Consider the following 18,329-nt stretch of genomic DNA (forward strand, 5'->3'; position numbering starts at 1 on the left):
CATGCCCAAATCACTCAACCATGAGGATTTTCCAGCCGTGAACCGAATTAAACACTTGCATCAGGTGCGTAAGCAAGTCGTTGATTTTGGCGAAATTATTGGGCAAAGGGGCCCGTCCTTTTTTCATCCGGAAATCAGCCGGGTTAAATTCAATGACAGGCAGTTTGAAAATCTGAGCGATGCAGACCTGGCGCCGTTGCCTGCGCCAGGTTCAGCCGGCTGTTAATAATCGGCATGGCCCGGGGTACGTGGGAATGGGATCACGTCCCGTACGTTGCCAATGCCAGTGACATAGCTAATCAGACGCTCAAAGCCTAAGCCATAGCCGGCATGGGGCACGCTGCCATAACGGCGCAGATCGCGGTACCACTGGTAATTGTCTTTATCCAGTTTACACTCCGCCATGCGCTGATCAAGTATGTGCAGGCGTTCTTCGCGCTGACTGCCGCCGATGATTTCACCAATACCGGGTGCGAGCACATCCATCGCTGCCACTGTACGGCCATCGTCATTGAGACGCATGTAAAAGCCCTTGATGTCTTTGGGGTAATCGGTGAGGATAACCGGTTTTTTGCACAATTCTTCTGCCAGGTAACGCTCATGTTCGGACTGCAGATCAAGCCCCCAGCTCACGGGAAAATCAAATGCCTTATCCGCTTTACTTAAAGCATTAATGGCATCGGTATAACTCATTATCTCAAAGTCAGACGCGACAATGTGTTCAAGCCGCTCAATGCAGCCCGGCGATACAAACTGGTTGAAAAACGCCATGTCGTCAGCGCGCTCATCCAGGACGGTCTTACACAGGTAGCGCAGCATGCTCTGACTCAATGCGGCAATGTCGTTTAAGGTAGCAAAAGCCACTTCAGGCTCAATCATCCAGAATTCGGCGAGATGGCGGCTGGTATTGGAGTTTTCAGCACGGAAGGTGGGACCAAAGGTATACACTTTGGACATGGCCAGGCAATACGCTTCAACGTTCAACTGCCCAGAGACTGTCAGGAAGGTTTCTCGACCAAAGAAATCCCTGGAAAAATCAACGCCCCCCTGTGCCGTTTTTGGCAGATTGAGCAGATCAAGCGTGCTAACCCTGAACATTTCGCCTGCGCCTTCGCAATCGCTGGCGGTGATAATCGGTGTGTGAATCCAGAAATACCCCTGTTCATGGAAAAAGCGGTGAACTGCCTGAGCCAGGCAATGACGTAAGCGAGTTACGGCGCTGATGGTGTTGGTGCGAGGGCGCAAATGAGCGACTTCTCGTAAAAATTCCAGCGTGTGACGTTTGGCCTGAATAGGGTAAGTGTCCGGGTTTTCGACCCAACCGACGACTTCCAGGCTTTCAGTCTGAATTTCAAACTGTTGCCCTTTCCCCTGCGAGGCAATCAATTGACCGGTTGCCGAAATGGCACAGCCTGCGGTGAGTTTAAGCACGTCATCCTGGTAATTGGGCAGTTGTTCGCTGATAACCAGCTGAATGGGTGCAAAACAGGAACCGTCATGCAAGGCCACGAAAGAAAGGCCGGCCTTCGAGTCACGGCGGGTTTTTACCCAGCCTCTCACGGTGACGCGGGCGTCAACCGCAACCTCGCCGTCCAAACACTGTTTAATTGTATAAACTTCTGTCATATCCACTCCAATAGAAGATTGCATTGTGCACCACTCAGGCATAATACGTGTCGATTGTGGTTCAAGCCACGATTAAGTAGGATAATACACTAAATGAAATAAGTGAGGTAATCCATGCCGCGTGTTCTAATGATCATTTTAGCCATTCTTTACTCCTTTGGTGTCATGGCACAGGATACCGAATTGAAGTTATACAGGCCGTTTGGAGGAGCAGAACAGCAAATTCCCCTGATTATTGATAAGCGTCTTTCCGGGGAATGCTGGCAGCAATCGCAGCGCATCGCGCGGGAGGATGCCTGGCGTTGTCTCGCAGAGGGGCAGGTGTTTGATCCCTGCTTCATTAAAAAATTCAGCGACAACACCGAAGCCCTTTGTCCGCAATCCCCCTGGGTTGGCCGCAGTGTGCTTTTAAAATTGAATACAGCCGCCGATAACAGCCAGCATACCGAACTGGATATGTCGAGAGCCTACCCCTGGGCTGTAGAGCTCTTAAGCGGCGAGCAATGTGAAGCCGCACGTCAAAGTGAAACTATTGAGAACCTCCCTGTGCGTTACTATTGCAGTGACCAGACGATCCTGATGGGGCATCTGCAGCGCTGCAAGACGGAGTGGACTATCCTAAAGCGGGATACTGCGGGACGAGTAACGACAGTGTCAGTGAAAAAGGCATGGTTTTAATGCCGGTTTAACAGGTTCGTCAACGAAAGGAAGAGGGAATGCTGACGATGTACTAAACTGTAAGTACGGAAACTGCAGGGAGCTGACCATGCCTGAATCACTCCATTCGTTATTGATTAGTCAAGTGCTGGGTTTTTATTTACTGATTGTCGCCATCGTCATGTTGACGCGGGCTGGTTATTATCGAAACCTGATGACCAATCTTCACGAGGGTTCGCATGCCATTCTAATTGGTGCGACGTTCTCGCTCATCATTGGTATTATTCTGGTGCTGGTGCATAACCTCTGGGTTTGGGATGAAGAGGTCATTATTACCATCATCGCCTGGCTGATTTTAATTAAATCGGTCTTGTGGCTGGCTTTTCCAGAAAAAATGATGGCTTTCAGCCGATCTTTTTATGCGGGCCCTGGTTATTATATTACGGCAGGGATTGCCCTGGTGCTTGGCATCGTTTTGTTGGCCTATGGCTTTTATCTGTACGTTTAAGCGTCCTCAGGGGCTGCATTTTTGAAGGGACTTAACGACAGGCAATGCTCATTAATGGCGTTGATTAAGGGGTAGTTGACCATAGGAAAACCAAAACGATGGGCATTGTAAACCTGGGGGATCAAACAGATATCCGCCAGCGTCACCTCATGGCCATAACAAACCTGATTTTTATGCGGCATTTGTTGCAAGCGGCTTTCAACGGCATCGAAACCAAGTTTGAGCCAATGAAAATACCACTCGCGAATCTGTGACTCATCGGCATCGAATTGATACCTTAAGCGGTTAAGCACCCTCAGGTTATTTAAGGGATGGGTATCACAGGCGATGGTCAGGGCCAGGCTGCGAACATGCGCGCGGCCTAAAGGCGTCTGCGGCAGCAGGGGCGGCGTGGGTGTCATCTCATCCAGGTATTCAATGATGGCGAGCGATTGCGTAATAATATGACCATTTTCATTCAGAGTCGGAACCAGGCCCTGAGGATTCATTTCCAGATATTCTGGCCGGTGTTGTTCGCCGCCATTGTTCACCAGATGAACCGCCAGTGTTTCATAGCTGATGTTTTTAATGTTCAGGGCGATGCGCACGCGATAGCTCGCCGTTGAACGAAAATAATCATATAGTTTCACGTTTATCCTTTATATTGAACAACGGTTTGATGAATTGCTCCAAACAAAGAATGCCCTTTACCATCCAGCATTTCAATGCGAATGGAATCCCCGAAACGCATAAAATCGGTGGTTGCCTTTCCGTCAGCAATAATCTCTAACATACGTTTTTCAACAATACAAGATGAGCCTTTGCTGCGATCCCGATTGGAGACCGTGCCTGAGCCGATGATGGTGCCTGTGCCCAAGGGTCTTGTTTTTGCGGCATGAGCAATCAATTGCGGAAAAGAGAACGTCATGTCGGTTCCCGCATCGGGTTGACCAAATAACTGATCGTTTAAATAACTCCTGAGCGGCAGGTGCACCCGCTTTCCATCCCAGTGACTGCTGAGTTCATCTGGCGTGATGGCCACCGGCGAAAAACCGCTTGAGGGCTTGGAATGGAAAAAACCAAACCCCTTGGCCAATTCAGAGGGGATCAGGTTACGCAGGGAGACATCATTCACCAGCATGAACAATTTGATGTGTTGCCCTGCTTGATCGGCACTGACGCCCATGGGCACATCATCTGTAATGACAGCCAGTTCAGCCTCAAAATCAATGCCGTATTTCTCATCCGCCACTTCAATCGCATCCATCGGGCCCAGAAAACTGTCAGACCCGCCCTGATACATCAGCGGATCGGTCCAGAAATCCTCGGGAAGCTGCGCTCCGCGTGCCTGGCGCACCAGTTCCACGTGGTTTACGAAGGCGCTGCCATCCGCCCACTGATAAGCGCGTGGCAGGGGGGCAGCGGCATGGGCGGGATCAAACGTAAAACTGTGCGCCAGATTCCCTTCATTTAATGCCTCATACACTTCCAGTAATTCGGGGGCCTTGGTGTCCCAATGGTCAAGGGCCTGCTGGAGTGTCCTTGCAATATGGCCGACACGAATGGCACTGGTCATGGATTGATTGACAACGCACAATTCGCCGTCGCGACTGTCTCTGGATTTCAAGCTGGCTAATTTCATCAGTGTGCTTCCTGTAAGGTGCCGCGGCGGATTTGATCGCGCTCGATGGCTTCAAACAACGCCTGGAAGTTGCCTTCGCCGAAACCGTCGTTGCCCTTGCGCTGGATGATTTCAAAAAACACAGGACCAAAGACGTTTTCGGTAAATATCTGCAGCAGCAATCCACCGGCAGGTTCCTTGTCGCCATCGATGAGAATTTTTTCCTGGCGCAACTGGGCGACCGGCTCCTGATGCCAGGGAACCCGTTGATCAATCATTTCGTAATAGGTATCGGGCACATCGAGGAAACTGACACCCGCTTTGCGAAGGGTATTGACCGTGGTGTAAATGTTACTGGAGTTCAGGGCAATGTGCTGTATCCCTTCGCCTTTGTAATCGTGGAGAAACTCTTCAATCTGGGACTGATCATCCTTGGATTCATTCAAAGGAATTTTAATCTTGCCGCAGGGGCTGCCCAAGGCGCGGCTAATGAGGCCGGTCATCTGGCCTTTGATGTTGAAGAAACGAATTTCTTTAAAATTAAAAATCGTTTCATAAAATGCCGCCCACTTGTCCATGTTGCCGCGATAGACATTGTGGGTGAGGTGATCAATGGCCGTCAAACCACAACCGGGTTGTGTGGAGGCTGAGCCGGTCAGATGCCACTGCCTGGCAAACGGTTCGGTGTTGTCATCTACAAAATAAATGACGCTGCCGCCTATGGCTTCGATGGCGGGTAAGCCATGATGGGCATGGTCGCAATCAACAAACGGGGTGGCGCCATGAGCGATGGCATAGGCATAAGCCTGCTCCGCATTCTGCACTTTAAACCCCATGGCACAGGCTCCCGCACCATGCGTTTTGGCGTGGCGTTCGGGTTGACTGTTGGCTGTCGCATTGACAATAAACTGAATCTGGCCCTGTTGATACAGGGTAATGTCCTGTTCTTTGTGGGTGGCTTTGGCTGTGAACCCCATGGCCTTGAACTGCCGCTCAAGCAGGGTTTTATCGGGTGATGAAAATTCTAAAAAAGCAAACCCATCCAGTCCGCAGGGGTTTTGTTCCGTGTGTTTTTTCATAGTCATTCCTTCTTAATCTCAATGCTGTTCAAAGCCGTTGGTTATTGGCGTGGCCTGACCAGAAAAAGGCCGTCGGCAATCGCTAACAGGCTGGTATCCACCCGTTCATCCTCTTTTAGCAGGTCATTCAGCCGTCTGATTTCACGGGTCTGGCCGTCATTTACCTGCGAATCAATTACTTTACCATCCCAAAAAATATTGTCTATGGCGATGAGACCGTTAGGGCTCACAAGCTGCAATGCCTGTTCGTAATAATGAAGGTAATTGGTTTTATCGGCATCGATAAAAATAAAATCAAACCGGTGGCGATACCCCTCGTTGAGTAATTGTTGCAGGGTGTCGGCAGCCGGGGCCAGACGCAGCTGAATTTTTTTATCCTGACCCGCCTGCTGCCAGAATGAGGGCGCGTTCGCCGTCCATTCCTTGTTGATGTCGCAGGTGATGAGTTCCCCGTCGTCCGGTAAGGCAAGTGCCATGGCCAGGGCACTGTATCCAGTGAATGTGCCGAGCTCAAGGACCCGTTTGGCATTGATCAGTTTAAGCAGCAGCTGCATAAACTGCGCCTGTTCGGGAGCGACCTGCATGATGGCCAGGGCCATGTCGGCGGTGTCTTCGCGAAGGGCTTTCAGGACGGGGTGTTCGCGTAATGACACATCGAGCATGTAATTGTACAAGGCGGGGGTGATGTTTAAGTGCTTAATCATGGACGAAACTCCAAAGAGCGCAGGCAACCCCGGCTGTCAGGGTTGCTTGTTGAATCGGTCAGGCCAGTTTTTCCTGGGCTAAGGTGTCGGCAATTTCACTGGCGGGGCGGTTTTCTTTTTGTGAGCGCTCAAAAATCTCCATCAGGGAGGTCCCAATGCTGTTGATTTGCCGTACAACCTGTTCATCCGGGGTATTGAGGTATTTGCTGGCTGCGTAAACAAGACCGCCCGCATTGATGACGTAATCCGCCGCATAAACGATGCCTTTATCATGCAGCAGTTTGCCATGGTAGGTATGCGCCAATTGATTATTGGCAGCGCCGGCCACGATGGTGGTTTGCAGCTGATTGATGGTCATGTCATTAATGATGGCACCCAGGGCACAGGGAGAAAACACATCGCAGGGTACTTTGTGGATGGTTTCGGTACCGATGGCGGTTGCGCCGAACTCCCTGACAGCACGTTCTACAGCGTCCTTGTTAACGTCTGCGACTGTCAGCCTTGCACCGGCCTCATGCAAATGGCGGGCAAGCAAATAACCCACATGGCCCAGGCCCTGAATGGCAACATGAAGGCCCGCGAGGTTGTCCTTGCCAAGCTTGAACTGAACCGCTGCCTCAATGCCCTTGAAAACCCCTTTGGCTGTGGAGGGCGAAGGGTCGCCGTTATGACTCGCCAGACTGGCAACATAGGGTGTATGCTCTGCAATGATATCCATGTCGCTTAACTGGGTGCCGCTATCGAGAGCGGTAATGTAACGTCCCCCCAGCTCATTAACGAATTCGCCGAAGGCATGGAAATAGGCTTCATGATCATAAGGGCCGTGTGGTTTAATCACGACAGCTTTGCCGCCGCCTAAGGGTAAGTTGATTGAAGCGGCTTTATAGCTCATGCCACGGGCCAGACGCAAGGCGTCGTTGATGGCGTTTTCTGTGGAGGGGTATTCAATAAAACGACAGCCGCCTAACGCTGGGCCCAGTTTGGTACTGTGGATTGCAATAATGGCCTTCATGCCGGTTTTGCTATCCACTTTAAAATGGATGTCGCCAAAACCATGGGAAAGAGCATAGTCTAAAAAATCATCCGGTCTGATGGCGGGATCGTTTATTTTTATTGTATCAACAGACATCATGGGTAAAACTCCAAGAAATTTTCCTGCACATGTTATAGTCCCATTCGCACACTAAATCAATGCAATCCTCCTGAAGTTGCCCTTATATTTTTCGCTAAAAATTAATTTTATTCATATTGTGTTTTTCGTGTTCTAATAGCCCGGTTGGTTCGCTCACTGCCTTGGTATACACTAAGAAATTGAACGCTTGAAAGTCATCTGGAGAAACGCATGAAAAAAATCGCTGCAATGCTTGTTTTGGCAACGCTGTCCCCGTTCTGCGCCATTGCCAATCCGCCACCGCCGATGCTGCTTGATAAAGTTGACTTTCAGGTCTCAGCTAAACAGTGGGTAAGTACTCAAACTGCGCTGCTGACGGTGGCCATCAATGCCACTTTAAACAGCGCCGATTTAGTGAAGGCACGCGCCGACATCATGGATCATTTAAACCGGATTGCAAAGGGCGAATGGCATATCACCCAGTTTGATCGCTCACAGGATAATTCAGGTCTCGATAAACTCTATGTTGCCGCTCAGGTCCGTGTCCCTCAGGCGAACCTGACCAACATCTATCAAAATGCCAAGGACGTTAGCAAACCCGGCGCGACCTACACGATAAGCGGCGTTGAATTCAAGCCCAGCCTTGAAGAAATTCAAGTGGTCAAATCGCAGTTGCGCCAGAAACTGTATCAGCTGGTGAATGAAGAAATCGCGCGTTTAAACAAAGTCTACGGGGAGCAGCATTACAGTGTGAACCGCCTCTACATCACTGACGGGGACGCGCCCGTGGCACAACCAAGAGCCTATCAGGCGAAAGAGGCCCAGGTGATGTATGCCGCATCCATTGCCGCGCCGGCCATTGCTGTCAGTAATGAATTAACCATGACCGCTGTGGTGGAAGCCGCATCCAATCGCGAGGCAAGCCATGCTGTTGCAAGCACCAGTCATTGAAAAAATCATTGGCCATCGCGGCGCCTCCGCGTATGCGCCGGAAAACACCCTGGCTGCTTTCGATAAAGCATTAAGCATGGGGTGTCGTTTTCTGGAGTTTGATGTCATGTTAAGCGCCGACGGTGAACCGTTTGTGTTTCATGATGAATCGTTGAAACGAACCACCAATGGCCAGGGGCAGATTGGTCTCGTGACCGCCGAATACCTGCAAACGCTGGATGCCGGTAGCTGGTTTTCGCGTACGTTTCGAGGCGAGAAAATTCCTCATTTCCGTGAGGTGCTTAAATGGCTGACCTTTGCCAATGTCAATGCCAACATTGAAATCAAACCCTATCCCGGGCAGTCGGAACAGACGGCGGCAACCGTGTTATCCTTCATCAATCGTTACTGGCCTGCGAACAAGGCCGCGCCACTTGTTTCCAGTTTTGATCGGGCGGCGTTAACGCTGTACCGCGCGTTAGCCCCGGAAATGCCCATTGGCTTATTGTTTGATCGCTGGGAAGACGATTGGCAACAGCAGGCGGAAGAATTGCAATGCTATTCCATCCATTTAAATCATCGCGCGCTCAATGCCGACAGGGTAGGGGCCATGAAAGAGAAAGGTTATCTGGTTCTGGCCTATACCGTTAATCGTAAACGGTTGGCGTTGAAGCTGTTTGATTGGGGGGTGGATGCCGTTTTCAGTGATTATCCTGATTTGTTGTTATGAAACGATCAATCCTTGGTTTTTATTTGCTGTTCACAGCGGCTGTCGCCTTTGCCAAACCCGTTGAAGTGATTTTCTGGCATTCTTTAGCCGGTCGTCTGGGGCAGGAATTGACGCAGCTGGTGGATGAATTTAATCATTCCCAGAATGAAGCGCGGATAAAGCCGGTCTACAAGGGGGACTACATTGATTCCCTCACCAGTTTTGCTGCCGCCTTTCGCGCGAAACAGCCGCCCATGCTCATTCAGGTGTTTGAAGTGGGTACGGCGACTATGCTGGCGCCGGCAGGAATCATCAAACCGGTGGATGAGTTGATGAAAGAAAGCGGGTATTCCCTGGAGAAGGACGATTTTTTACCTGCCGTTCGCACCTTTTACAGCCAGGGCGGTAAATTGCAGGCTTTGCCCTTCAATACGTCAGTACCAGTGATTTTCTACAATGCGGATCTCTTGCAGAAAGCAGGTTATGATGCTGCTCATTTTCCTAAAACCTGGGATGACATGGAAACGCTGGCTGCCGCACTTCGAGCCCGAGGAGCAGCCTGTGCTTACAGTTCGGCTTATCCCTCGTGGATTCAAGTCGAAGCCTTTTCCGCGTTGCACGGATTACCACTGATTGACAGCACAAGCCATCAGGCCGTTTACAACAATGAATGGGTGATTCGCCATTTACAGCGACTTAAACGATGGCAATCCCTGCATTATTTCGAATACGGCGGCAGAACCAGTGATGCCACCGTCCTGTTTACCAGTGGACGCTGTGCCATGTTCAGTCAGTCATCCGGAAGTTACAGCAGCCTGTCCGCATTGGTGCCTTTTCGGGTCGGGGTTGCGCCGTTGCCCATCGATAGTCAGGCCTCTGGCGTCCGCCATCCCAATGTCACCGGGGGCGCCGCCCTGTGGGCGGTACAGGGACATACCCCGCCGGTTTATCACGCCATTGCCCGTTTTTATCGATTTCTTACCCGGCCTGAGATTCAGCAGCGGTGGCATGAGCATACCGGTTATATTCCGGTAGGCATGAGAGGCATTTATCAGCGTTTTGCAGACAGCCCTCACCCCACTTTGATGGTGGCCCAGGCGGATTTGCTTCATGACGGGGCAGAAGCCGCTTTGCATCTGGGGCCGCAAAATCTGATACGGACCATCAATGATGAAGCCATGGAGGCGATATTTGCAGGCATTCAATCACCACGAGAGGCCATGAATGAGGCAGTCAGGCGTGCAAATTACACCATCATGCGTTTTAATAGGAACACAAGCTGATTTTTATTACAGGATGTATCATGCTGGGAAAATTTTGCAGACTATTTGCCCAAAAACAACCGGTCAGTTACACGGGCGTTTTAACCCATACTTTTTATTGGCTGACCTCGCCTGCCAATGATCTGGTCTATAAAAACCCCCATTACAAACCGGTGGAAGGACAAGCCGGTGTTGCGATTTATTGTGTTCATGGCACGGCGGACAGGCCGGCCGCCTTTACCCGCATTGCCGAACGCCTGATCGAGCAGGGATTGCCGGAGGAGGTGGAGTCCATTCATCTGGTTTCGTTTGAGGGGCGCGGACAGGGTTTGAGTATCAATGATTTTTCCAGTCAATTAATTAAAAAAATCAAGATCAACAAGCACCAGCGTGTGATGTTCATGGGCCACTCTCGCGGAGGATTGGTCGTGACCAAGGCCGCAGAGGATTTAGCGGAGGAAGGTGACATCGAACCGTTGTTATGCATCGGCATCTGCGCACCGTATTCCGGTTCATACCTTGCGCTGCCGCCCTTGTCCTGGTTCTCTTCCTCGGTTTCAGAAATGGAACTGGATAGTCCATTCCTTGATGAATTGAATAAAAAACTGCTCACATCAAAAATTCCCCATCATTTTGTCGAAGCCCTGGAGGATGGCATTGTTCCTGTAGAATACGGCTATGCCAAATCCTACCTCAAGGAACACCCCAACGCGCTTAGCCGTTATGCCCGCCATGGCCATCTCTCCATCATGTCTTCCCATGATCTGGTGAAAGACATGGGACGATTAATGAAGGACGTACTCCACCCGCTTCCGATAAAAAAGGGCGAGGAATTTGCAGTCACCCTGGGTGAATCATGGGGGGGGGCATTGATAGAGGACTATGAGCCGACGAAGGCTACTTTCTGAGACATAGTGAAAAAGAACTTATTTATGCTATGGTTAATAAGTCAGTGACTCAATGATCTTGCTCAAAGGAAGGATAGAACCATGTCTCATAAAATAAACCCTGATTCCACCGCGTTTATCGAACGTCTGACGGAAAGAGCCGGCAGTGCGTTGAATGGCGCCAATTTGCTGGAATTACCCCCTGAAAAGGCACGTGTTGCCTTTAATAAGCTGATTGCCCCTGTCCCTGGCAAATTAAAGCCGATTGACGTGCAGGTAGAAAATCGGCACTTGGACATTGAGGGAGTTAAAACCGGCGTTCGCATTTACAAGCCGCTAAAAAACAATACCGATTTACCCGCTTTGGTTTACTGCCATGGGGGTGGCTTTGTTTTTGGCGATCCCGATTTTCTCGACTACACCTGCCGCGCACTGTGCGAAGGCGCTCATTGCATGGTGGTGGCTGTCGATTATCGCCGGGCTCCTGAGCACAAATTCCCTACAGCCCATGATGATTGTTATCGCGTGGTTCGTTATGTACAAAAGCACGCCAAAGATCTGGGTGGCAATGGGGTTGTCGCTGTCGGCGGTGACAGTGCAGGCGGCAATGTGGCTGCAAGCATTTGCCATCAGGCTAAAAAAAATAAGGACGTGGAGATTTGTTTCCAGTTACTGTATTACCCCTGGGTTGATCTCAACAACACCACCGAATCCGATAAAACCTACGCGAAAGGCTATTTTTTGGAAACCGAAACCCTGCATTGGATGCGCAAGCAATATTTAAATTCAGGGGATGAAAAAAATCCGATTGCTAACCCACAGTTTCAAACGGATTTCAGCCATCTGCCCCCGGCCTTGATTATTGCTGCCGAATGCGATCCCATCCATGACGACGCCAAGCTGTACTATCAAAAACTGGCTGACGCCGGCAATGACGCACAATTCATCGAGTTTGGCGGTATCCTCCATGATTTTTGCGCCTTGCCCTCGCATTACGAAGCCGCGTTGCTCGCATTCGGCGCCTCCGCTGATGCCTTAAAGCGTGCCTTTGCAAAAGCCTGATTCGCCATCTCAAGGCATTTCCAAACGGAGATGCCTTGCTGTTATATTTGTTCACACTTGCTCAATTATTGGTCTAAAATTGAACATACGTTGATTGGCGATGTCCTTTTATGCTCTCATGCTATTTAAAGTACCATCTTTTCCGTCAAGTTCGCGTTTTTGAAGCACGTTCGGAAGAGGAAAAAGAGCAGGTGTTCAATTTCCGCTACCGGATTTACCACGAAGAGTACAAGATGATTGAGCCTGGCTACGATCATCAGCGAAAAATCCTGAAGGATGCGCTCGATACTCACACGCAGATCATTTTAACCTACACCGTCAGTAAACAAGCAATATCCAGCACCTGTCGTTCCCACTATTTCCAAAAGACTGCCTGCCCCGGAGACATGGACGGCAACTACGGTCTTTCGGAGTTATCCATCCCCGCACAATCCATGTTAGCCTTGTCAGAACGGTTGGCTGTGGATAAAAACATTCGCGGCAAATACTTGGCCATGGTCCAGACGGTGTACATTGCCACGCGTTTGATTCGCGATTTGTCGACCTATTTCTCCTTTGCCAGTTGTGCACCGAGCCTGCTCAGGCATTATTCAAGATTAGGTTACAGGCCTTATACCTCCAAGCTGTTACAGTTTGATGATCGGGTGGAAATCCCCATTGCGGTTATACCTGATTTAAAATTTCTCAAAACCTCGGGCTCGCCGGTTTATCCCCTGATGAAAAAATATTGTGATCCCGCCCTATTGAAACAATATGAACATTATCGTCCTGATATTCTCAAAAATTACCTGACCCACGATGCGTCGCTGGATGATCTGGCGAGCGATGCGTTTCTCAAAAGGAGAAAATCATTCTTTTACCATTTGAAACGACCCACGGCTGATTTTCTAATTCGCAATGGCTTTTTTTTAACGCTGCCTGCGAATGGGGTGCTTTACACTGAAAATGAGCATCAACAATGCCAGTTTGTGGTGATTTCTGGTCAGCTAATTCTGTCTAAACGGGGGCAGACGCTTATTGCGTTGCATGCAGGCGACATTGTTGGTGAATTTGGAACCTTTCACGACAATTATTGCCGGTGTGTCACGGTGAAAGCAGTCAGTGAGACTCAATTAATGGTATTGCCGCGCGGTACCCTGCGGAAACTATACTGCTTTGACACCCAACTGTACGCTAACTTTGCCGAGTCTTATCTCAAAAGCATCGCGCTTAGAGAGAAAAAATTAATTTGTAAATTGATTTCCAGCCAACGATAACAGGAGCTGTCATGACGACCGACCTTTTTATAAGAAATTCGGGCTATGTTTCAGAAAAAGTTCAGCAACGGTTGACTGAAATAACCATTTTAATTGCCGGCTGCGGTCTGGGGAGTTACCTGGCTGAGGGCCTCGTGCGTTTCGGTTGTCATCATTTAGTGTTGGTTGATCATGACACCATCGATTCCCACAACCTGAACCGCCAGGATTTTCTATACGGTGATATAGGACGTCTTAAAACCGAAGCGCTGGCTGAACGCTTACGCCTCATTAATCCTGACGCGACCATTGAATGCGTAAACGAGCGGGTATCGGCTGTCAATGCTCAGGATTTAATTAAAGAAGTGGATTTGGTCATTGATACAATCGATTTTCTAAGCATGGAAGATTTAATTCCATTCTATGAGCAATGCTATTTGCAAAAAAGAACGGTAATCAGTGCTCTGAACGCAGGCTTTGGGGCCGTGGCTTTTTACATCCCCGGGGCGATACAAACCCGGAACTGGTTTACGCGTATTTTTGGCATTGAGGAGTGCGAAGTAAACGCGCCTAAAGAGTATGCTTTCTATTTTGAACGGTTACTGACGACTCTTGGTCCCAACCTGCCTGAGGAAGTCACCCGTAATTTAATGGGTGTTGTTGAATTAATGAAAGAAAAACGCCCTTGTCCTGCTTCACAGATCTCAGTCGGGGCCTTTGCTGCGGCTTCGTTGTGTGTGACGATTGTTCATCGCATGCTGTCAGGGCAAACGCTTGTCGAGTTACCGTATGCGATGGCCCTGGATATGAATCGTATTGCAGCCATCCCTGCGTTCTCGTTAGCGCCGTAGCCCGGTGTCGAAATCATCCGGCGTTTCAGGGTGGCAGCATACAATGCCTACATCAACGGCCTCATAAAGGCACTCAAATCGATTTTTTTCTGCATGCGGAATTGATAGACCGCATAGAACGAAATGACATTTTTTAAATAATTCCGGGTTTCATGCCAGGGCAGGGTATCAATCCAGACATCAATTTCTCTTGGCGGATGATTTTTCAGCCAGTAATTCACTTGGCGGGGGCCTGCATTGTAAGCGGCGGCAATTAACAACGGGTGACGATTAAAGCGTTTAGCCAGCGTGGCGAGATAAGCCACGCCGATGCTGATGTTTTTTTGTGATAAAAAGAGCTGAGCCTTGTCGCCATAGGGAATTTTCGCCAATTTTGCCACCACCACCGCTGTGGCGGGCATGAGTTGCATGAGCCCTCGAGCACCCGCCACGGAAACCACATCCTCGCGAAAACTGCTTTCCTGACGGATGATGGCATAAATCAATTCCTGAGGAACCTGATGATTTTTAGAGTGCTCTGTGATGGCGCTGTGATAGGCGAGGGGGAAGCGCAGGGATAACTGATTGTTCAAGTCGTCGTCACTGCTTAAAGCCAGCGATTTATCATGCCATTGCAGGGTGTTGGAAACCCAGAAAGCCAGCGCGCTTTTATCGCTTTTCGGCAATTCGCTGGCGAAATCGTTTAACAGGCGGGAAGCCTGCAGGGTTTGTTTTGAGTGATACAGGGACTTGATGTTATCGGTAAACGGCTTATAGGGTTTTAGCAGGCTCAAGTCAGTCACGGCTTTTTCATACTGAAAATTGGGGTTTTTATGAATGCGTACGCTGGCTAAAAAACCATAATAATGGCGGGTTTGTGCCAGGGTTTTATAAATTTCCCGTGCCTGTTCCTGACGACCTTGCTTTTCCATTGCCCGCGCCAGCCAATACTGCCAGCAGGGGTTGTCTTTTTCCGGGGAATGCTGGATTAATTTTTCGACCTGCCGCCATTGCCCGCGTTTTAAAGCAAAACGAATCTGCCAGTCCAGCAGGGTGGAGTCATAAAAGGCGGGTTGAATTTTGGCAAACCAGACCGCGGTGTCTTCATGATTGCGCATGGCCTTGTAAAGGGCTAAATGCGCTAAAAAAGCCTGTTGTTGGGCTTGAGAAAGCATTTTTTTGGTTTTGGGATTTTGCCAGTAATTAAGCGCCTGATCCATATTGATGGAAACCATGCGTTTTAAGCCGTAAAGGTAAAATTCGCCATGCAGGCCGCCCGGTGTTAACTGCAGGATACGTCCAGGGGCTTGATGGATGCTCATGAGCAGCGCCTGATCCTGAAGTCGTGGTTTTTTGTATTGTTTAAGCAGATAACGCACTAACGGAAGATTGCCTTTGTCCAGAGCCAGAATAATGCGTGCGGTAATCAATTTTTCATTGAATTGTGCGCTTTTTACAAACATGTCCAATAGTCGGTTGCATCCCGGCGGCTGGGAGTTGCCCGATAACCAGATTGCCTGGGTATCCTGCATGGCGGCCACGGTATTACCCTGGTAATAATTGGCCAGGTTTTTAAAACATTGCAGGTTTACGTCGGACGTGGGTTTGTAGTACGTCAGGTAATTTGCCCAGTCCTTGTTTTGCGCGAGATGATAGAGCCAGCGGTTTCGTAATTTGTTGGCCAGCGGTGTGTCTTCACTGATAAACGTAAAAAAAGAGTCGTCAGGGTGTTCCGGTAAATTCTGACTCCACTCAAGGTACGCCATAAAACGCGCAAGGTAGGCATTGCCTGACGCGCCATGAGCGAATCCTGTGACGCCAATTAACCACAGCACAAGTAAAAACTTTTTCATAGTCTCTCATTGAAGACGTGAGCATTCGATGAAACGCTCGATGTTAGAAGTTAACGCGATGGTTATTTTTGTGTATATCCCTATAAACACCGCTAACCGATGCAATCCAGTTGTTTACGCATGGCGGCAATGGTTTTGCCGTAATCTGCAGTAGAGAATATAGCAGAACCGGCAACAAATTGGGTAGCTCCTGCACGTGCCAGCGCTGCAATATTGTTTTCACTGATGCCGCCATCCACACAGATGGGCAAATGGGGATAACGGTGGTGGATGAAGGTAATTTTGTCAATAACCTCAGGAATCAAACGTTGCCCGCCAAAACCGGGATTGACAGTCATGATCAAAATAAAGTCAAGACGGTGAGCCACCCATTGCAGGCAATCCGGCGAGGTGGACGGGTTTAATACCAACCCTGCCTCACAGCCCTGTTGCTCAATGAGGGTGAGGCTCCGGTCCAGATGGATGGTGGCATCGGGATGGATACTGAGCCGTTTGGCTCCGGCTTTGGCAAATTGCACGATAAGATCATCAATGGGCATGGCCATGAGATGAACATCGATGGGCATATCCGGAAAGCGCTTGTGCAGTGCCTCGCAGACTAAGGGCCCGATGGTCAGATTGGGTACGTAATGATTGTCCATGACATCGAAATGAATCATGTCGGCCCCTGCCTCCATGACGGCGTTTACTTCATCACCAAGACGAGTCATGTCGGCGGACAGCAGGGAGGGTGCGATAAGGTAAGTCATGGGTTAACCTTCATGAAAAGATACCTCGATCATAGGCAGTCTTACGCGATTAGGCAACCAATCGGCTGTCTTTTTCCCGTATCGGCAGGCCAATACGGGAACGCGGGTTAGGAAGAAGAGTCCAGGGCGTAAATAAAGCTGACATTGACGGTCGGAATGCGCAGGCTCGCATCCAGGGAATCAACGCGGCTGGTGGCTAAATAACGAAAATCGAGACCGAAAGCGGCAAAATCATCGAGGAAATAGCTGATGCCGAGAATACCCTGGGCCATGGCGGCACTGGAGGATTCCTTGCTTTCAAAAATGGGCACCTGACTGTTGTTGTAATTGACATTATACAACTTGAAATTGCTGCGAACAGTCCCATAGCCTAAGCCTAAACCGAGGTAAGGCACAAAGCTGCCATCCCCTCCAGCCTGGTACATTTCATAGAGGGCATTGACGAGGCCGCCGACAATGATGGTCTTGCCTTCCATGTCGAAACCGTTGGGCGTGGTGTGGTTGCGCAGAACAAAGGTACCGGATTGAATTTTATCAAACTGATCATAATTAAAGAAAAGTTCGCCTTCAAAACGGAATTTATTCCAGCGGTAACCCAGGGATCCGAACGCATCCCCACCCAGCGAGTACGTTAAGGTGGCCGCACTGTCGTTGATGCCTAAAACCGGGTTGTTGAAGGTAAAATCAAGATCGGTAATGTGGGAAGCGCCGCCGCCAAGGCTCAAATACCAGCCCTGAACGGGATTGACGGCATGGCTTGAACCGCCAGCCAACAAAGCCATCGCGGCTAAACCCATACGAAAAGTAGTCTTCATGAACAACGTCCTTATTTGTAATTCGCCACGTCAAAACGGTAAGTGACTCCGACACTCGCTAAATGCGCCTGGAATGTTTTGTTAAACGCGCTGACTCGCTGGGTGGCAAAATAACGGTAGCCGGCATCCACGGAATAATTTTCAGCAAAATTGTAAGTCAATCCGGCGGTGGCCTGATAAGCAAAGACGTTATTGGAATCCTTAAAGCGATTGGGGCCAAAAGGACCGCTGCTTTTCAGCGTGGTTTCAACCCAGGCATACCCCAGACCTGCACCGAGGTAAGGTTCAATTGCCGGTACAATTTCAGGAAAATCATAATACACATTGGCCATTAACGCAGTGGCAATGGCTTCGCCGCTGACGCCGTTCTGGTGAACGAAATTCACCTCAAACTGGCGTGTATCGGCTTCGATGTAGGTTAATTCAGCCTCGTAGCGGAGCGGTGAACTTTTATAACCGATTCTTCCCCCGGCGTTAAAGCCGCTGGTGTAAGAAACATCACTGTAAAACAAGCCGTATTTGGCCGTGCTGACATTATCGGGAAGATAGCTGTAACCGCCGAAAACGCTGGCATACCAACCGTCAACCGGAATAGCGGAAAATGCAGCGCTGGACGTCAGCAATGCAGCGGAAAGAAGTGCAGTTCTCATAACTTACCTATTGTTATTATTATGTTAAAACCAATTCATGTTAGCGTTTTGCTTTGATTTTG

General features: G+C 49.5%; 20 protein-coding genes. 10 read left to right on the plus strand and 10 right to left on the minus strand.

The features are described from left to right. The first annotated feature begins 1 nt into the window (after position 1). Positions 2-226, plus strand: a complete 225-nt coding sequence (locus GH742_RS05360; RefSeq protein ID WP_203456424.1) for a hypothetical protein — start codon at positions 2-4, stop codon at positions 224-226. Here the strand turns inward: GH742_RS05360 and asnS are convergent. After that, positions 223-1,626, minus strand: coding sequence for an asparagine--tRNA ligase (gene asnS / locus GH742_RS05365; protein ID WP_203456425.1), 1,404 nt, complete (start codon positions 1,624-1,626; stop codon positions 223-225). The genes GH742_RS05360 and asnS overlap by 4 nt on opposite strands. A 114-nt stretch (positions 1,627-1,740) precedes the next feature. On the opposite strand from asnS, the gene GH742_RS05370 reads away from it, so the two are divergent. Together GH742_RS05370 and GH742_RS05375 are read left to right on the plus strand one after the other, a co-directional pair. After that, entirely contained in the window at positions 1,741-2,304 is a 564-nt protein-coding gene (locus GH742_RS05370) for a hypothetical protein (protein ID WP_203456426.1), read from the plus strand. Positions 2,305-2,392: 88 nt separating this feature from the next. Continuing rightward, on the plus strand, positions 2,393-2,791 hold the full coding sequence (locus GH742_RS05375; RefSeq protein ID WP_203456427.1) for a hypothetical protein: 399 nt from the start codon (positions 2,393-2,395) through the stop codon (positions 2,789-2,791). Here GH742_RS05375 and maiA read toward each other — a convergent pair. The 5 genes from maiA to GH742_RS05400 all read right to left on the minus strand — a co-directional run bounded on the left by maiA (position 2,788) and on the right by GH742_RS05400 (position 7,306). Beyond that, the gene (gene maiA / locus GH742_RS05380) at positions 2,788-3,420 is read right to left on the minus strand and encodes a maleylacetoacetate isomerase (RefSeq protein WP_203456428.1); all 633 of its coding nucleotides are present in this window, start codon (positions 3,418-3,420) and stop codon (positions 2,788-2,790) included. The genes GH742_RS05375 and maiA overlap by 4 nt on opposite strands. 2 nt (positions 3,421-3,422) lie before the next feature. Continuing rightward, positions 3,423-4,412 carry a fumarylacetoacetate hydrolase family protein gene (locus GH742_RS05385; protein WP_203456429.1) on the minus strand — a complete coding sequence of 330 codons (990 nt, stop codon included), beginning with the start codon at positions 4,410-4,412 and terminating at the stop codon, positions 3,423-3,425. Further along, the gene (gene hppD, locus GH742_RS05390; protein ID WP_203456430.1) at positions 4,412-5,470 is read right to left on the minus strand and encodes a 4-hydroxyphenylpyruvate dioxygenase; all 1,059 of its coding nucleotides are present in this window, start codon (positions 5,468-5,470) and stop codon (positions 4,412-4,414) included. Before hppD ends, GH742_RS05385 begins: the two co-directional genes overlap by 1 nt. Before the next feature lie 41 nt (positions 5,471-5,511). After that, the gene (locus tag GH742_RS05395) at positions 5,512-6,171 is read right to left on the minus strand and encodes a class I SAM-dependent methyltransferase (protein ID WP_203456858.1); all 660 of its coding nucleotides are present in this window, start codon (positions 6,169-6,171) and stop codon (positions 5,512-5,514) included. 61 nt (positions 6,172-6,232) lie between these two features. Beyond that, positions 6,233-7,306: an amino acid dehydrogenase gene (locus GH742_RS05400; protein WP_203456431.1), complete on the minus strand. Its 1,074-nt coding sequence runs from the start codon at positions 7,304-7,306 to the stop codon at positions 6,233-6,235. 210 nt (positions 7,307-7,516) lie between these two features. Between GH742_RS05400 and GH742_RS05405 the strand changes: the two genes are divergently transcribed. The 7 genes from GH742_RS05405 (at position 7,517) to GH742_RS05435 (ending at position 14,221) form a co-directional block, all read left to right on the plus strand. Further along, positions 7,517-8,236 carry a hypothetical protein gene (locus tag GH742_RS05405; protein ID WP_203456432.1) on the plus strand — a complete coding sequence of 240 codons (720 nt, stop codon included), beginning with the start codon at positions 7,517-7,519 and terminating at the stop codon, positions 8,234-8,236. Further along, positions 8,211-8,945 carry a glycerophosphodiester phosphodiesterase gene (ugpQ, locus tag GH742_RS05410; protein ID WP_203456433.1) on the plus strand — a complete coding sequence of 245 codons (735 nt, stop codon included), beginning with the start codon at positions 8,211-8,213 and terminating at the stop codon, positions 8,943-8,945. The genes GH742_RS05405 and ugpQ overlap by 26 nt, the downstream gene beginning before the upstream one ends. Next, positions 8,942-10,207, plus strand: a complete 1,266-nt coding sequence (locus tag GH742_RS05415) for an extracellular solute-binding protein (protein ID WP_203456434.1) — start codon at positions 8,942-8,944, stop codon at positions 10,205-10,207. Before ugpQ ends, GH742_RS05415 begins: the two co-directional genes overlap by 4 nt. A 20-nt stretch (positions 10,208-10,227) precedes the next feature. Continuing rightward, positions 10,228-11,094 (plus strand): alpha/beta hydrolase, encoded by an 867-nt coding sequence (locus tag GH742_RS05420; protein WP_203456435.1) that lies wholly within the window; start codon positions 10,228-10,230, stop codon positions 11,092-11,094. Between the two features lie 81 nt (positions 11,095-11,175). Next, on the plus strand, positions 11,176-12,135 hold the full coding sequence (locus tag GH742_RS05425; RefSeq protein ID WP_203456436.1) for an alpha/beta hydrolase: 960 nt from the start codon (positions 11,176-11,178) through the stop codon (positions 12,133-12,135). Between the two features lie 110 nt (positions 12,136-12,245). After that, positions 12,246-13,391 (plus strand): cyclic nucleotide-binding domain-containing protein, encoded by a 1,146-nt coding sequence (locus GH742_RS05430; RefSeq protein ID WP_203456437.1) that lies wholly within the window; start codon positions 12,246-12,248, stop codon positions 13,389-13,391. Between the two features lie 11 nt (positions 13,392-13,402). Then, entirely contained in the window at positions 13,403-14,221 is an 819-nt protein-coding gene (locus tag GH742_RS05435; RefSeq protein ID WP_203456438.1) for a ThiF family adenylyltransferase, read from the plus strand. A gap of 47 nt (positions 14,222-14,268) precedes the next feature. On the opposite strand, the gene GH742_RS05440 is transcribed toward GH742_RS05435, so the two are convergent. From GH742_RS05440 to GH742_RS05455, 4 genes are all read right to left on the minus strand, one after another. After that, on the minus strand, positions 14,269-16,053 hold the full coding sequence (locus GH742_RS05440; protein WP_203456439.1) for a transglycosylase SLT domain-containing protein: 1,785 nt from the start codon (positions 16,051-16,053) through the stop codon (positions 14,269-14,271). 92 nt (positions 16,054-16,145) lie between these two features. Beyond that, a complete protein-coding gene (gene rpe, locus GH742_RS05445; RefSeq protein ID WP_203456440.1) occupies positions 16,146-16,802 on the minus strand; it encodes a ribulose-phosphate 3-epimerase in 657 nt (218 codons plus the stop codon). A 107-nt stretch (positions 16,803-16,909) separates the two neighbouring features. Next, positions 16,910-17,617 carry an outer membrane beta-barrel protein gene (locus GH742_RS05450; RefSeq protein WP_203456441.1) on the minus strand — a complete coding sequence of 236 codons (708 nt, stop codon included), beginning with the start codon at positions 17,615-17,617 and terminating at the stop codon, positions 16,910-16,912. An 11-nt stretch (positions 17,618-17,628) separates the two neighbouring features. Continuing rightward, positions 17,629-18,267, minus strand: a complete 639-nt coding sequence (locus tag GH742_RS05455) for an outer membrane protein (RefSeq protein WP_203456442.1) — start codon at positions 18,265-18,267, stop codon at positions 17,629-17,631. Between the last annotated feature and the right edge of the window lie 62 nt (positions 18,268-18,329).

Origin of the sequence: Legionella sp. MW5194 (assembly GCF_016864235.1) — a bacterium.
GTDB lineage: Bacteria > Pseudomonadota > Gammaproteobacteria > Legionellales > Legionellaceae > Legionella_C.

Bases quoted from the DNA above. Each gene is read 5' to 3' on its own strand.
- GH742_RS05385 (WP_203456429.1), bottom strand. From the start codon at position 4,412: ATGAAATTAGCCAGCTTGAAATCCAGAGACAGTCGCGACGGCGAATTG.
- hppD (WP_203456430.1), bottom strand. From the start codon at position 5,470: ATGAAAAAACACACGGAACAAAACCCCTGCGGACTGGATGGGTTTGCT.
- GH742_RS05430 (WP_203456437.1), top strand. From the start codon at position 12,246: ATGCTCTCATGCTATTTAAAGTACCATCTTTTCCGTCAAGTTCGCGTT.
- GH742_RS05450 (WP_203456441.1), bottom strand. From the start codon at position 17,617: ATGAAGACTACTTTTCGTATGGGTTTAGCCGCGATGGCTTTGTTGGCT.
- ugpQ (WP_203456433.1), top strand. From the start codon at position 8,211: ATGCTGTTGCAAGCACCAGTCATTGAAAAAATCATTGGCCATCGCGGC.
- GH742_RS05435 (WP_203456438.1), top strand. From the start codon at position 13,403: ATGACGACCGACCTTTTTATAAGAAATTCGGGCTATGTTTCAGAAAAA.
- GH742_RS05375 (WP_203456427.1), top strand. From the start codon at position 2,393: ATGCCTGAATCACTCCATTCGTTATTGATTAGTCAAGTGCTGGGTTTT.
- GH742_RS05400 (WP_203456431.1), bottom strand. From the start codon at position 7,306: ATGATGTCTGTTGATACAATAAAAATAAACGATCCCGCCATCAGACCG.
- GH742_RS05415 (WP_203456434.1), top strand. From the start codon at position 8,942: ATGAAACGATCAATCCTTGGTTTTTATTTGCTGTTCACAGCGGCTGTC.
- GH742_RS05440 (WP_203456439.1), bottom strand. From the start codon at position 16,053: ATGAAAAAGTTTTTACTTGTGCTGTGGTTAATTGGCGTCACAGGATTC.
- GH742_RS05420 (WP_203456435.1), top strand. From the start codon at position 10,228: ATGCTGGGAAAATTTTGCAGACTATTTGCCCAAAAACAACCGGTCAGT.
- GH742_RS05370 (WP_203456426.1), top strand. From the start codon at position 1,741: ATGCCGCGTGTTCTAATGATCATTTTAGCCATTCTTTACTCCTTTGGT.
- GH742_RS05455 (WP_203456442.1), bottom strand. From the start codon at position 18,267: ATGAGAACTGCACTTCTTTCCGCTGCATTGCTGACGTCCAGCGCTGCA.
- GH742_RS05360 (WP_203456424.1), top strand. From the start codon at position 2: ATGCCCAAATCACTCAACCATGAGGATTTTCCAGCCGTGAACCGAATT.
- asnS (WP_203456425.1), bottom strand. From the start codon at position 1,626: ATGACAGAAGTTTATACAATTAAACAGTGTTTGGACGGCGAGGTTGCG.
- GH742_RS05405 (WP_203456432.1), top strand. From the start codon at position 7,517: ATGAAAAAAATCGCTGCAATGCTTGTTTTGGCAACGCTGTCCCCGTTC.
- GH742_RS05425 (WP_203456436.1), top strand. From the start codon at position 11,176: ATGTCTCATAAAATAAACCCTGATTCCACCGCGTTTATCGAACGTCTG.
- rpe (WP_203456440.1), bottom strand. From the start codon at position 16,802: ATGACTTACCTTATCGCACCCTCCCTGCTGTCCGCCGACATGACTCGT.